General features: G+C 69.6%; 12 protein-coding genes. 4 read left to right on the top strand and 8 right to left on the bottom strand.

Features of this window, described 5'->3' with window-relative positions:
• Positions 1-28: 28 nt before the first annotated feature.
• From WBG79_RS18970 to WBG79_RS18955, 4 genes are all read right to left on the bottom strand, one after another.
• Positions 29-1,453, bottom strand: coding sequence for a murein L,D-transpeptidase family protein (locus tag WBG79_RS18970; RefSeq protein ID WP_337358746.1), 1,425 nt, complete (start codon positions 1,451-1,453; stop codon positions 29-31).
• A gap of 221 nt (positions 1,454-1,674) precedes the next feature.
• Complete coding sequence (locus WBG79_RS18965) at positions 1,675-2,628, bottom strand: acetyl-CoA carboxylase carboxyltransferase subunit alpha (protein ID WP_337358745.1); 954 nt, start codon at positions 2,626-2,628, stop codon at positions 1,675-1,677.
• Between the two features lie 91 nt (positions 2,629-2,719).
• Positions 2,720-3,646, bottom strand: a complete 927-nt coding sequence (locus tag WBG79_RS18960) for a site-specific tyrosine recombinase XerD (RefSeq protein WP_337358744.1) — start codon at positions 3,644-3,646, stop codon at positions 2,720-2,722.
• A 7-nt stretch (positions 3,647-3,653) separates the two neighbouring features.
• Positions 3,654-3,800, bottom strand: coding sequence for a histidine kinase (locus WBG79_RS18955; protein WP_337358743.1), 147 nt, complete (start codon positions 3,798-3,800; stop codon positions 3,654-3,656).
• Positions 3,801-4,045: 245 nt separating this feature from the next.
• Here WBG79_RS18955 and WBG79_RS18950 point away from each other — a divergent pair, with 245 nt between their 5' ends.
• The 3 genes from WBG79_RS18950 (at position 4,046) to WBG79_RS18940 (ending at position 7,920) form a co-directional block, all read left to right on the top strand.
• Complete coding sequence (locus WBG79_RS18950) at positions 4,046-4,633, top strand: shikimate kinase (protein WP_337358742.1); 588 nt, start codon at positions 4,046-4,048, stop codon at positions 4,631-4,633.
• Entirely contained in the window at positions 4,630-5,742 is a 1,113-nt protein-coding gene (gene aroB, locus WBG79_RS18945) for a 3-dehydroquinate synthase (RefSeq protein WP_337358741.1), read from the top strand. The genes WBG79_RS18950 and aroB overlap by 4 nt, the downstream gene beginning before the upstream one ends.
• 174 nt (positions 5,743-5,916) lie before the next feature.
• Positions 5,917-7,920: a HAMP domain-containing methyl-accepting chemotaxis protein gene (locus WBG79_RS18940; RefSeq protein ID WP_337358740.1), complete on the top strand. Its 2,004-nt coding sequence runs from the start codon at positions 5,917-5,919 to the stop codon at positions 7,918-7,920.
• Positions 7,921-8,005: 85 nt separating this feature from the next.
• On the opposite strand, the gene cysN is transcribed toward WBG79_RS18940, so the two are convergent.
• From cysN to WBG79_RS18920, 4 genes are all read right to left on the bottom strand, one after another.
• Positions 8,006-9,937, bottom strand: a complete 1,932-nt coding sequence (gene cysN / locus WBG79_RS18935; RefSeq protein ID WP_443147483.1) for a sulfate adenylyltransferase subunit CysN — start codon at positions 9,935-9,937, stop codon at positions 8,006-8,008.
• A complete protein-coding gene (gene cysD / locus WBG79_RS18930; protein WP_337358739.1) occupies positions 9,937-10,845 on the bottom strand; it encodes a sulfate adenylyltransferase subunit CysD in 909 nt (302 codons plus the stop codon). The genes cysN and cysD overlap by 1 nt, the downstream gene beginning before the upstream one ends.
• 269 nt (positions 10,846-11,114) lie before the next feature.
• Positions 11,115-11,945, bottom strand: coding sequence for a 3'(2'),5'-bisphosphate nucleotidase CysQ (cysQ, locus tag WBG79_RS18925; RefSeq protein ID WP_337358738.1), 831 nt, complete (start codon positions 11,943-11,945; stop codon positions 11,115-11,117).
• Between the two features lie 113 nt (positions 11,946-12,058).
• Complete coding sequence (locus tag WBG79_RS18920; protein WP_337358737.1) at positions 12,059-12,334, bottom strand: BolA family protein; 276 nt, start codon at positions 12,332-12,334, stop codon at positions 12,059-12,061.
• Between the two features lie 120 nt (positions 12,335-12,454).
• On the opposite strand from WBG79_RS18920, the gene WBG79_RS18915 reads away from it, so the two are divergent.
• Positions 12,455-13,078 carry a J domain-containing protein gene (locus tag WBG79_RS18915; RefSeq protein WP_337358736.1) on the top strand — a complete coding sequence of 208 codons (624 nt, stop codon included), beginning with the start codon at positions 12,455-12,457 and terminating at the stop codon, positions 13,076-13,078.
• Positions 13,079-13,182: the final 104 nt, after the last annotated feature.

Genomic DNA, 13,182 nt, shown 5'->3' with positions numbered 1-13,182 from the left:
TCCGCTCCGGTCCGCGGCGATTGCCGGGTCAGGATCCGAAGGGATTGATCTTCTGCCAGAAGGACCGCTCGGTCTTGGGCGCCGACTGCACCGCGGAAGCGGAGACGGCCGGAGCCGGCTGAACCTCGGGCTTGCCGGTGGGAGCCGCCGCGACCGCGGGCTTGGCCGACGGGGCGGCCGGTACCGGCGGAGAGGGCAGCGGAGACGCGGCCCCGGCCGCCGGAGTCGAGCCGGTCGCCGCAGCAGTACCGGTCGCCGCCACCGAGCCGGTGGCCGCCACAGAGCCGGTGGCCGCGATGGCGTCGCGTCCCGGGTTCTCCGGCTCGGACTTGGACCCGAAGCTGAACAGGCGGTCGACCATGCCGGGCTCCGACCGGGTCTCGGCCGTCGCCACCGCCGTGCCGGCCGGCCGGTTCGGCGCGGCCCGCGGGATCGGCACCGCGATCGGCGTCATGGCCGGCGCCGCAGACGCGGTCTCGGTCACGCCGCCCCGGAAGATCGAAGCCAGCATGGCACCCTCCGCCTTCGGCTTCGCAGCCTCCAGCGTCTTGGCGAGCGCGACCTCGGCGGCCGCCTTGTCCTTCTCGTCGAGCGAGGCGACCAGCGTCGCGGTCTCGGCGTCGTCCGCCTTCGCCTTGGCGGCGACCGCCATCTCGATATGGGCCGGGACCTCGTAGGTCGGGCAGGCGCCCACGGCGTTGAAGGCGGTCGATCCGGCGTCCTTCGGCTGCGCGTTGAAGACGTAGCGCTTCTCGCAGACGTCCACCTTGGGCTCGAGCTTCGTCACCTCGAAGTGGTCCGCGCCTTCCTTCAGGTTCTTCCAGAAGGCGTAGTTCGGATTGTGCCGGTTGCGCGCCATGTTCTGCGCGGTCATGCGGAACGGATAGGATTGCACCTGGAACGAGGGCTGTCCGCCGGCGAGCGCCTCGCGGGCGAGTGCGTAGATCTCCTCGACCTGGCCGTCCGTCATGGCGAAGCAGCCGGCCGACGAGCAGGCGCCGTGCACCATGATGGCGGCGCCCGTGCGCCCGTAGGCTCGGTCGAAGGCGTTCGGGAAGCCGACGTCGAAGGACAGGTGGTACTGCGAATTCGGGTTCATCCGCCACGGCGTGACCGTGTAGAAGCCCTCGGGCGACTGCTTGTCGCCCTCCTTGACCTTCGGTCCGACCGTGCCGCCCCAGGCGCAGATCTTGTAGTCCTTCAGGAAGGCGTACTTGCCGGTCTTGTCGCGCTTCCAGACCTCGAGGGTCGAATCCTGCTTGTAAATGCGGATGAGGATCGGATCCTCCTTCCGCATGTCCTTCTTGGCCATCAGCTCGAGCATTTCCGGGCGAAGCGGACGCGTCGCCTTGCCGGACGTGCTGGCGACGAACCCATGCTCTTCCTGGCAGGCACCGAGCCCGAGCGCGAGGCTCGCGAGGACGAGGAGGCGAGCGGACTTCCGAGACACCATCGGGCACCCATCCGTTGACCGGGTCGGGACGACGGCCATCGCCGGTCCCGGCACCCCCGACCCTAGGGCCGGTATGATTGACGACTTCTTAACTCCGGGCACGCCGGACGACGGTCGTCTCTTCGACCAAGTGTAGCGGAAGATTCTCTTTACGGCAAAAGCGTGTCGCCCAGCCGGGCAGGCTTTCCGAAAGCTTTCGGAACCGTCCCGGATCGGGACCGTCAGAGCGTCCGCCCGAGCGTCAGGAACTTCTCCCGGCGCATGCGCCGGATGTCCTCGCGAGGCAGGTCCTTGAGCCCCTCCAGCGCCTGCGCGATCGCCTGGCCGGTGGCGTCGATCACCGCCTCCGGGGCCCGGTGGGCGCCCCCGACCGGCTCCGGAATCACCCCGTCGACGATCTTGAACTTCACCAGGTCCTGCGCGGTGATCTTCATGTTGGTCGCCGCGTCCTGCGCCTTGGCCGGATCGCGCCACAGGATCGAGGCCGCCCCCTCCGGCGAGATCACGCTGTAGATCGCGTGCTCGAGCATGAAGACCCGGTTCGCCGTCGCGATCGCGATGGCACCGCCCGATCCGCCCTCGCCGATGACGACCGCCACGTTGGGCACGCCGAGCGCCAGGCACGCGTCGGTGGACCGCGCGATCGCCTCGGCCTGACCGCGCTCCTCCGCGCCGATGCCCGGATAGGCGCCCGCGGTGTCGATGAGGCTGATCACCGGCACGTCGAAGCGGTCGGCGAGCTCCATCAGGCGCACCGCCTTGCGGTAGCCCTCCGGCCGCGCCATGCCGAAGTTGTGCTCGATGCGGCTCGCCGTGTCGGACCCCTTCTCGTGCCCCAGAACCGCGACCGACAGGCCCCGGAACCGCCCGAAGCCGCCCATGATGGCGGCATCCTCGGCGAACTTGCGGTCACCGGCGAGCGGCGTGAAATCCTCGATCAGCCGGCCCACGTAGTCGACGAAATGCGGACGGTCCGGATGGCGCGCGACCTGCGTCTTCTGCCAGGGCGTGAGCTTCTGGTAGAGGTCCTGCATGGCCTGCGCGGCCTTCGCCTCCAGCCGCTCGATCTCCTCCTTGACGTCGACCGCCTCGCCCCGCTCGGCGAGCACCCGCAGTTCCTGGATCTGCCCTTCGAGGTCCGCGACGGGCTTTTCGAATTCGAGATAGCTGCGCATGAGGGCTCGGAGGCGGGAGGGAGTGGGTGGGACGGCGGAGGAAGGCCACGCGCGCGGGGCAAAGTCAAGGCGGAGACGGACTGCCGCCAAGTCACTCCCACGCCATCGGATGGTGCTCGGCGACGAGCCGCTTCAGCCGTTCCTCGAGCACGTGCGTGTAGATCTGGGTGGTCGAGATGTCCGCATGGCCGAGGAGCTCCTGAACGACGCGCAGGTCCGCCCCGTTCTCCAGGATGTGGCTCGCGAAGGCGTGGCGCAGCACGTGGGGCGACAGCCGGTCCGGCGGCACTCCGGCCTTCACGGCCAACGCCTTGAGATCGCGCGCGAAGGCCTGCCGGGTGAAATGGCCGGTTTCCCCGACCGAGGGGAAGAGCCAGGCATCGTTCGCCGTGCCGGCCGCGGCGGCGGCGGCCCGCCAGCGGGCGAGCGCCGCCTCGGCCTTGCCTCCGATCGGCACGATCCGCTCCTTGTTGCCCTTGCCCCGCACCCTGAGGACCGGCAGGTCCCCCGTACCTGCCCTGGCCGGAAGCCCGACCAGTTCGGAGACGCGCAGGCCCGTCGCGTAGGCGACCTCCAGCAGGGCCGAGAGCCGCAGCGCGCGCAGCCGCGCCGCATCCGTGAAGTCGGTGCGCCGGGTGTCGGCCTCCGCGGCCTCGATGAGCCGGTCGACCTCCGCCCTCGACAGCACCTTGGGCAGCGCCCGCCCGCGCTTCGGACCGTCGACCGTGCCCGTAGGGTCCCCGGACCGAACGCCCTCCGCGTACAGGAACTTCTGAAACTGCCGCAGGGCCGAGAGCCGCCGCGCCTGGCTGGTGGCCGCGAATCCCCGGGCCGCGAGATCGCCCATGTAGGCGCGCACGTCCTCGCTCTCCGCCTCCGCGACGGCCTTGCCGCGCGCGGCCAGGAACCGGCCGAAATCCTCGAGATCCCGCCGGTAGGCCGCGAGCGTGTTCTCGGCGGCGTTGCGCTCCACCGCGAGCATCTCCAGGAAGCTTTCGACGTGATGGCTGCCGCGCATGGCCGCCTCAGGGCTCGCGGAACCGCTCCGACGGGATGCGGATGGTGATGTCCCGGGGCTTCGGTTCGACGTAGTTGGCGAGGATGTAGACCCCCGCGAAGCCGAGGCCCGCGAGGATGCCGACCACGGCGAGGAACTTGAGAAGGCTGGGCATCGGTTGGGCCGGGTCCCCTTGCCGGGCGGTCGGGACGGTGTCGGGCGACTCGGCACCCGACCGGTTCATCATATCTCGCCGAACGCTCGCCCGGTTGCAAGTCGCCCCGCCGCTGCGTCGCCTGCCGGAGCGCCCGGGCCCTCCCGGGCCGGTCCTTCTCTTGACGGACGGTCGGTCATGGGCTCAATGCCTGCGACCCGGCGCCGTTCACGAAAAACCCGCGGGTCCGAGGGCCGGAGCGAACGATGCAGGGCGGTGTCAGGGCGGGCGAGGAGGAGAGGGTCGGCCGGCTGGTCGAGCGTCTCGGCGATCGGTCGATCGTCCTCATCGGCATGATGGGCGCCGGCAAGACCACCGTCGGCCGTCGCCTCGCCCAGCGCCTGCAACTGCCTTTCGTGGACGCCGACGTGGAGATCGAGAAGGCGGCCGCGAAGACCATCCCTGAAATCTTCGCGGAGCACGGCGAGCCCTATTTCCGCGACGGCGAGCGGCGCGTCATCCTGCGCCTCCTCGGCGAGGGTCCCCAGGTCCTGGCGACCGGCGGCGGCGCCTACATGAACGCCGAAACCCGGGACGCCATCGCGCGGCGGGGCATCTCCGTCTGGCTCAAGGCGGACTTCGAGGTGCTGGCCGCCCGCGTCCGCCGCAAGTCGAACCGTCCGCTCCTCGAGACCGCCGACCCGGACGCCACGATCCGCCGCCTGATGACGGACCGCTACCCCGTCTACGCCCTCGCCGACCTCACCATCCACTCCCGCGACGTCGCCCATGACATCGTCACCGACGAGATCATGACCGCGCTCGAGCACCACTTCGAGGACAAGCCCGCATGACCGCCGCCATCGTGCCCGTCGACCTCGGCGACCGCGCCTACGAGATCCTGATCGGCCCGGGCCTCCTGGCCGGCGCGGGGGCGGAGCTCGCCCGCCGCTTCCCCGGCGCCCGCTTCGCCGTCGTCACGGACGAGACGGTCGCCTCCCACCACCTGGACGCGCTCGGCGCCAGCCTGACCGACGCCGGCCTCGCCTATTCGTCGATCGTCGTCACACCCGGCGAGGGCTCGAAGAGCTTCACGGTCTTCGAGAGCGTGGTGGACGGCGTCCTCTCCGCCCGGCTCGAGCGCGGCGACCTCCTGATCGCCCTCGGCGGCGGCGTCATCGGCGACCTCGTCGGCTTCGTCGCCGGCGTGGTCCGGCGCGGCATGCGCTTCGTCCAGATCCCGACCACCCTTCTCGCCCAGGTCGATTCCTCGGTCGGCGGCAAGACCGGCATCAACACCCGGCACGGCAAGAACCTGGTCGGCGTCTTCCACCAGCCGAGCCTCGTCCTCGCCGACACGGGCGTGCTCGACACGCTGTCCCCGCGCGACTTCCGCGCCGGCTATGCCGAGGTGGCGAAGTACGGGCTGATCGACGACCCGGCCTTCTTCGCCTGGCTGGAGGAGAACTGGCGCGCGGTCTTCGACGGCGGCGAGGCGCGCATCCAGGCCGTCGCGACCAGCTGCCGGGCCAAGGCACACGTGGTCAAGATCGACGAGAAGGAGACGGGACCCCGCGCCCTCCTCAATCTCGGCCACACCTTCGGGCACGCGCTCGAGGCCGTCACCGGCTTCGACGGGACGCGGCTCGTCCACGGCGAGGCCGTCGCCATCGGGATGACGCTCGCCCACCAGTTCTCGGTGCGCATGAACCTCTGCTCGCCCGACGACGCGGCCCGCATGAAGGCCCACCTGGAAGCGGTCGGCCTCCCGACCACCCTCGCCCAGGTGCCGGGCGGCGTCGGCGGCGCAGACGACCTGATGGCGGCGATCTTCCAGGACAAGAAGGTCAAGCGCGGCCGTCTCACCTTCATCCTGACCCGCGGGATCGGCCGCAGCTTCATCGCCGACGACGTCGCGCCCGACGTGGTGCGTGCCTTCCTGGCCGCCGCGATCGCCGCCTGACCCTGCGCCGATGCCGATCGGTCCGGGGGGCCGGCGAACCCGGTTCGCCTCGATAAAATTTACGAGGAACACAACCCTGCATTAAGCGCACGGCAACGATCCTGCCCGATCTTCATCCTGAAGTGAATAATCGCCTGACTCCACAAGGGCGCAGGCAAAGGAACGGGGTCTGGCATGATCGCACTCACGTTGAGGTCGAAGCTGTTCGGCGGCTTCGGGCTGGCCATCCTGGCGGTGGCCGCCGTTGGCGCCATCGGGACGATGGGCCTGTCGGACTCCGCGGATTCCTTCGTGAAGTACCGGACGACTGCCCGCCGCAGCCTCGCGGTCAACGAGGTCGCGACCGACATGGTGTCGGCCCGGCTCGCCGTCATGCAGTACCGCCTCATTCCGACCGACCAGCTCGCCGAACGGGTGCTCAGCGAGACGGCCGCGATCACAGAGCGCACGGCGGAGCTGAACGAACTCTTCGCCGGATCCGAGATGCAGACCCCGCTCGCCCGCAACGCCGAACAGGTGGCGCTCTACCGCCGCACCTTCGAACAGTTCCGGGACGCGACCCGCGAGGCGCAGAGGATGCAGGCCGAGATCGTCAAGGCCGGCAACGCCGCCCGCGACCGGCTCGCCGCGGTCGCGACCGCGAGCTTCGGCAACGGCGAGCTGACCGGCTTCGGCCTCGCCTCCGCGGCCCAGCAAGAGCTCCTGATGGGACGCCTGCATATCGAGCGCTTCGCCTCGAGCGAAGGCGACGCCGAACTGCGCCAGGCACAAACCCGCATGCTCGAGGCATCGCGCTTCGTCGCCAACCTCAAGAGCCTCACCAAGTCGGCCGAGATTGGCGGCACGCTGCCCCAGCTCGAGACCGACCTCGAGACGATCTCCACCCGCATCGACGCGCTGGCCGCCAAGGTCGTCGAACTGCACCGCATCCGCGAGGAGGGGCTCGATCGCCTCGGCCCCGCGATCCTGAAGCGCTACGAAAGCGCCGTGGACTCCGTCGTGACCGAGCAGAACGAGCTCGGCCCCAGGGCCCAGGCCGCCATCGAATCGACCCGTCGCAACGCCATGACGCTGGCCGGCGTCTTCGTCCTCGTCGTGACCGTCCTCGCCGCCTCCCTCGGCACCTCGATCTCCCGCGCCATCCTGGCCATCGCGGCCTGCATGAACGAGCTCGCCGCCGGCAACCTCCGCGTCGCCATCTTCGGCGCGGGCCGGCGCGACGAGATCGGCCGCATGGCCGCCGCCGTCGAGGTGTTCCGCGACAACGCGGTCGAGAAGGAGCGTCTCGAGAATGAGCAGGAGGCCGCCAAGGTCGCGGCCGAGCGCGAGAAGCGGGAGGCCATGCACCGCCTCGCCGACGAGTTCGAGCGGGCCGTCGGCGGCATCGTCCAGTCCGTCGCCTCCGCGGCCTCCGAGATGCAGGCGACCGCCAACACCCTGACGGCCGCCGCCGAGGAGACCGCGCGCCAGTCGACCGCCGTTTCCGCCGCCTCCGAGGAGGCCTCCGCCAACGTCCAGACGGTGGCCAGCGCCGCCGAGGAGCTCGCCGCGTCGGTGCGCGAGATCGGCCGCCAGGTCGAGCAGTCGAGCGCCATGTCGACCCGCGCCGTCGGCGACACCCACGGGGCCAACGACAAGGTCCAGCGCCTCGCCGCCTCGGCGCAGAAGATCGGCGCGATCGTCGACATGATCGCCGACATCGCCGGCCAGACCAACCTCCTGGCCCTCAACGCCACCATCGAGGCCGCGCGCGCGGGCGACGCCGGCCGGGGCTTCGCCGTGGTGGCCAGCGAAGTGAAGCTCCTGGCCGAGCAGACCTCCAAGGCGACGGCCGAGATCTCCGCCCAGATCGCCGAGATCCAGACCGCCACCGGCGCCTCCGTCGTGGCGATCCGCGGCGTCGGCGAGACGATCGACGGCCTGAGCCGGATCGCGGGTTCCATCTCGTCGGCGGTCGAGCAGCAGGGCTCCGCCACCGGCGAGATCGCCCGCAACGTGCAGCTCGCCTCCGCGGGCACCCAGGAGGTCTCCACGAACATCGCCGGGGTCAGCCGCGCCGCCGAGGAGACCGGCACCGCGGCCGTCCAGGTGCTGACCTCCTCCACCGACCTCGCCCGCCGCGCCGAGCAGCTGAGCGAAGAGGTCGGCCGCTTCATCGGCCGCGTCCGCGCCGCCTGACGCGCAGCCTTCGCGCCCCGCACGCATGGAAAAAGGGCCGGATCGCGTGGATCCGGCCCTTTCCTGTCCTCAGCGGAACGACCGCTCAGGCGATCATCCCGCGCTCCCGCATGTAGGCGATCAGCTGGTCCGCGAGCTCCTCCGCGCTGCCGGCCCGGGTCTCCAGCCGCACCTCGGCGTTCTCGGGCGCCTCGTAGGGCGAATCGATGCCGGTGAAGTTCTTCAGCTTGCCGGAGCGGGCCTTGGCGTAGAGCCCCTTCACGTCGCGCTTCTCGCAGTCCTCGATCGGGGTGTCGACGAAGACCTCGATGAACTCGCCCTTGGCGACCAGGTCGCGCGCCATGCGGCGCTCGGCCCGGAAGGGCGAAATGAAGGACACGAGCACGATCAGGCCCGCGTCCACGAAGAGCTTCGCCACCTCGCCGACACGCCGGATGTTCTCCACCCGGTCCGCCTCGGTGAAGCCCAGGTCCCGGTTGAGGCCGTGCCGCACGTTGTCGCCGTCGAGGATGAAGGTGTGCCGCCCCATGGCATGGAGCTTCTTCTCCACGATGTTGGCGATCGTCGACTTGCCCGACCCGGACAGGCCGGTGAACCAGAGCACCGCGGGCTTCTGGCTCTTCAGGGCGGCATGCGCCTCCTTGGAGACGTCGATCGCCTGCCAGTGCACGTTCGTGGCCCGGCGCAGGCCGTACCAGATCATGCCCGCCCCGACCGTCGCGTTGGTGAAGCGGTCGATCAGGATGAAGGCACCGGTCTCCCGGTTCTGCTCGTAGGGATCGAAGGCGATCGGCTCGGAGAGGGAGACGTTGCAGAACGTCACCTCGTTGAGCCTCAGCTCCTTGGCCGCCAGGTGCTCGAAGGTGTTGACGTCGATCTTGTGCTTGAGCTCGGTGACGCTCGCCGTGACGGTCTTGGACCCGCACTTCAGCAGGTAGGAGCGGCCCGGGAACAGGGGCTCCTCGCTCATCCACACGAGATGCGCCGCGAACTGGTCGGTGACCTCCGGCCGGTCGCCCGCCGGCGCCAGGACGTCGCCGCGGCTGATGTCGATCTCGTCGGCGAGCGTGATCGTGACGGCCTCGCCGGCGGTCGCCTGGTCGAGGTCGCCGTCGTAGGTGACGATCCGCTTCACCCGGCTGGTCTTGCCCGACTTCGCCACCACCAGCGTATCGCCCGGCCGGACCGTGCCGGACGCGATGGTGCCGGAGAAGCCGCGGAAGTCGAGGTTCGGCCGGTTGACCCACTGGACCGACATGCGGAAGGGCCGGCTCGCCCGGTCTTCCTCCACGTCGACCGTCTCCAGGTGCTCGAGCAGCGTCGGCCCCTTGTACCAGGGCATCCGCTCCGACCGCATCGTGACGTTGTCGCCGTAGCGCGCCGAGATCGGGATCGCGGCCAGCGTCTTGAAGCCGAAGCCGGACGCGAAGGCCTGGTAGGCCTGTTTGATCTGGGTGAAGATCTTCTCGTCGAAGCCGACGAGGTCGATCTTGTTGATCGCCAGCACCACGTGCTTGATGCCGAGCAGCGAGACGATGAACGAGTGCCGCCTCGTCTGCGTCACGATGCCGTGGCGCGCGTCGACAAGCAGGACCGCGGCGTCGGCCGTGGAGGCGCCGGTCGCCATGTTGCGGGTGTACTGCTCATGCCCGGGCGTGTCGGCGACGATGAACTTCCGCCGTTCCGTCGTGAAGAACCGGTAGGCGACGTCGATCGTGATGCCCTGTTCGCGCTCGGCCTCCAGGCCGTCGAGCAGCAACGCGAGGTCGATCTCCTCGCCGGTCGTGCCGTGCTTGCGGCTGTCCTTCTCGAGCGCCAGCAGGTGGTCCTCGAAGACCAGCTTGGTGTCGTAAAGGAGCCTGCCGATCAGCGTCGACTTGCCGTCGTCGACGGAGCCGCAGGTGAGGAAGCGCAGGAGGCTCTTCTTCTCCTGGTCGGCCAGATAGGCCGCGAAGGCCTCGGGCGAATGCATCGGCGAGGCTTCGGGGATGGTCACGGTCGCGGACGCGGTCGACATCAGAAGTACCCCTCGCGCTTCTTCTTTTCCATCGAGGCCGAATCGTCGTGGTCGATCAGCCGGCCGGACCGCTCGGAGGTCCGCGCGATCAGCATCTCGCGCACGATCTCGGGCAGCGTCGTGGCGTCCGATTCGAACGCGCTGGTCAGCGGGTAGCAGCCCAGCGTCCGGAACCGGATCAGCTTGTGCTGCGGCACTTCGCCGGGCAGCAGCGGGAAGCGGTCGTCGTCCAGCATCAGCATCATGCCGTCGCGCTCCACCACCGGCCGCACGGCCGCGTAGTAGAGAGGCACGATCGGGATGTTCTCGGCCATGATGTACTGCCAGATGTCGAGCTCGGTCCAGTTCGACAGCGGGAAGGCGCGGATCGATTCGCCCTTGTTGACCCGGCCGTTATAGACCTGCCAAAGCTCCGGCCGCTGGTTCTTCGGGTCCCAGGTGTGGGTGGCGGTGCGGAACGAGAAGACCCGCTCCTTGGCGCGGCTCTTCTCCTCGTCGCGCCGGGCGCCCCCGAAGGCGGCGTCGAAGCCGTACTTCGTCAGGGCCGTCTTCAGCGCCTCGGTCTTCATCACGTGGGTGTAGAAGGACGAGCCGTGCGTGAAGGGGGTGATGCCCTGGCGGACGCCCTCCTCGTTGGTATGCACGATGAGGTCGAGCCCCAGCCGCTTCGCGGTCTCGTCCCGGAACGAGATCATGTCCCGGAACTTCCACGTCGTGTCGATGTGCATCAGCGGGAAGGGCGGCTTCGACGGGTAGAAGGCCTTCATCGCCAGATGAAGCATCACCGACGAGTCCTTGCCGATCGAATAGAGCATGACCGGATTGCGGAACTCCGCGGCGACCTCGCGGATGATGCGGATCGATTCCGCCTCGAGCCGCTTCAGATGCGTGTTGCGATCGATGGACAAAGGAGCTTCCTCACCGCTGGACAGGACTGTCGCGTCCCGTCGCGCGCACGAATGGGTGCCTGCCTGAAGCCACGGCATTTAGGCGGAATCGTGCCTTTCGGCAAGCTGACCTGCCGTTCGACTTCGTTCCAGGGTTACTCCGCCGGGATCCGGTCAGGGACGACAACGAAAAATGCTTCCGCGGCCCCGCCCGGCCCGGGCAGCGCATTCGCCGGCTCGCCGTCGCGGACCGCTTCCTATTCTTTTTTTGGCGAATGTTCCACCCCGCCTCAGCGAGAGGCGGCCGCCACCACGGCCCCGAGGTCGATCGCCCCGGCGGCGAGGAACCAGGGATTGGCGAAGTCGCTGTCCTCCGCCTGACGCCGCTTGCCGTAGGCGAGCGGTGTCCCGTCGAGCGTCACCACCGACCCGCCCGCCGCCCGCAGGACCGCGTCCGAGGCGGCCGTGTCCCACTCCATCGTGCGCCCGAGGCGAGGGTAGAGGTCAGCCGACCCCTCGGCGATCCGGCAGAACTTGAGGGACGACCCGGCCGAGATCCGCTGCGCGACCGAGAGCCGGGCGAGCAGCGCCTCGGTCTCCGGCCCCGCGTGCGACCGGCTCGCCATCACGACCAGCCCGCCCGCCCCGGGCTTGCGGACAGCGATCGGCCGCAAGGTGCCGATGCTCTCGCCGTCGACCTCGCCCGCGAAGGCGCCGAGCCCGCGGGCGCCGAGATAGATCTGGCCGAGTGCGGGCAACAGGACCGCCCCGGCGACCGGGACGCCATCCTCCACGATGCCGATGTTGACGGTGAACTCGCCGTTGCGCGAGATGAACTCCTTGGTGCCGTCGAGCGGATCGACCAGCACGAACCGTCGCCCGAGGTCCGCCGGGAGGCGGCCTTCCGATGCTTGCTCCTCGGCAACGACCGGCATGCCCGGCAGCAGCGTCGCCAGGTGTTCGAGGATGACGACCTCGGCCCGCCGGTCCGCCTCCGTGACCGGGCTCTCGTCGCCCTTCGCGGCCACGGCGAAGTCCGTCCCGTAGACGGCGAGGACTTCCTGCCCTCCAGCCACGGCGGCCCGCGCCAGGCCGTCCAGGAGTGCGCGGTCGATGGTCATGGGCACGTCTCTCGGCTGATCAGGTCGGCGAGAGCCATACAGATATGCCGGCCCCGCGTAAACCGCGGTAGCGCGGACGGTCGGCTGGTGCGCGGTTGGACTCGTCCGACCCCTCAGGGCGCCGACGCCTCGATGGCGAGGGCATGCACCCGCTCGGCCAGCTCTTCCGCCAGCACCCGGTTGATCAGCCGGTGCATCTCCACCCGGGACGCGCCGCGGAAGGACTCGGCGACGATGCGCACGCGGAAGTGGGTTTCGCCCCCCTCCCGCCAGCCGCCATGGCCGCGGTGATGGTCGCTCTCGTCGATGACCTCGAGCCGCGCCGGCGAGAAGGCTGCGGTTAATTTCTCGCGGATACGCTCTTGGTAGCTCTTGGCACGATCGGTCATGCGGACCAGATAGCATCGCTCTCTCGGTTTTTGTAGCGCACCTGCCGGCATGGGTGCCGGACGATCCGAGGCGGGGTGCGAGCCTTGTGGGCCGGCGGTAGGCGAACCATAATTCCGACGATGAAGCTCGACTCCAAGCTCTTCGACCGAATCCGGATCAAGCCGGAGGAGGACCGGACCCCGAAGGACGGCGCCCCGCTCTGCGAATGGGCGGGCTGCGTCGCCGCGGGCACGCATCCGGCCCCCAAGGGCCGCAGCCGCGAAGGCGAGTACCACCGGTTCTGCATCGATCACGTCCGGCTCTACAACAAGTCCTACAACTATTTCGCCGGCATGAAGGACGACGCGATCGCCGACTACCAGAAGGACGCGCAGACGGGCCACCGCCCCACCTGGACCATGGGCGCGAACCCCCAGGGCTGGCGCCGGGAGCCGGGGTCCGGCGCCTGGTCGCCGCGCTACGACGACGCCTTCTTCCTGCTGCGCCGGCAGGGCCGCTTCCGCTCCGCCGAGGCCGAAGCCCCGCCCGAGCCCCCGCGCCGCAAGCTGAAGAACCTCGAGCGCAAGTCCCTGGAGGTGCTCGACCTCGGCGAGGAGGCGACCGGCCCGGAGATCAAGTCCCGCTACAAGTCCCTGGTGAAGCGCCATCACCCCGACGCCAACGGCGGCGACCGCTCCTCCGAGGGGCGTCTCCAGGAAATCATCCAGGCCTACAACTACCTGAAGGGCGCCGGCCTCTGCTGAACCGGCCCGGCGGCCGCCCTTCGCGTCGCGCGGGTCAGCCGCGCAAAATGGTCCCGCCGAGCCGTTTCAGATTCCCTGCGGCGCAAAACCGTTCTATGACACCC

Source organism: Prosthecomicrobium sp. N25, assembly GCF_037203705.1.
Lineage (GTDB): Bacteria > Pseudomonadota > Alphaproteobacteria > Rhizobiales > Ancalomicrobiaceae > Prosthecodimorpha.
Note: the sequence above shows the minus strand (reverse complement) of the source record. Positions and strands in the feature narration are given on the sequence as shown.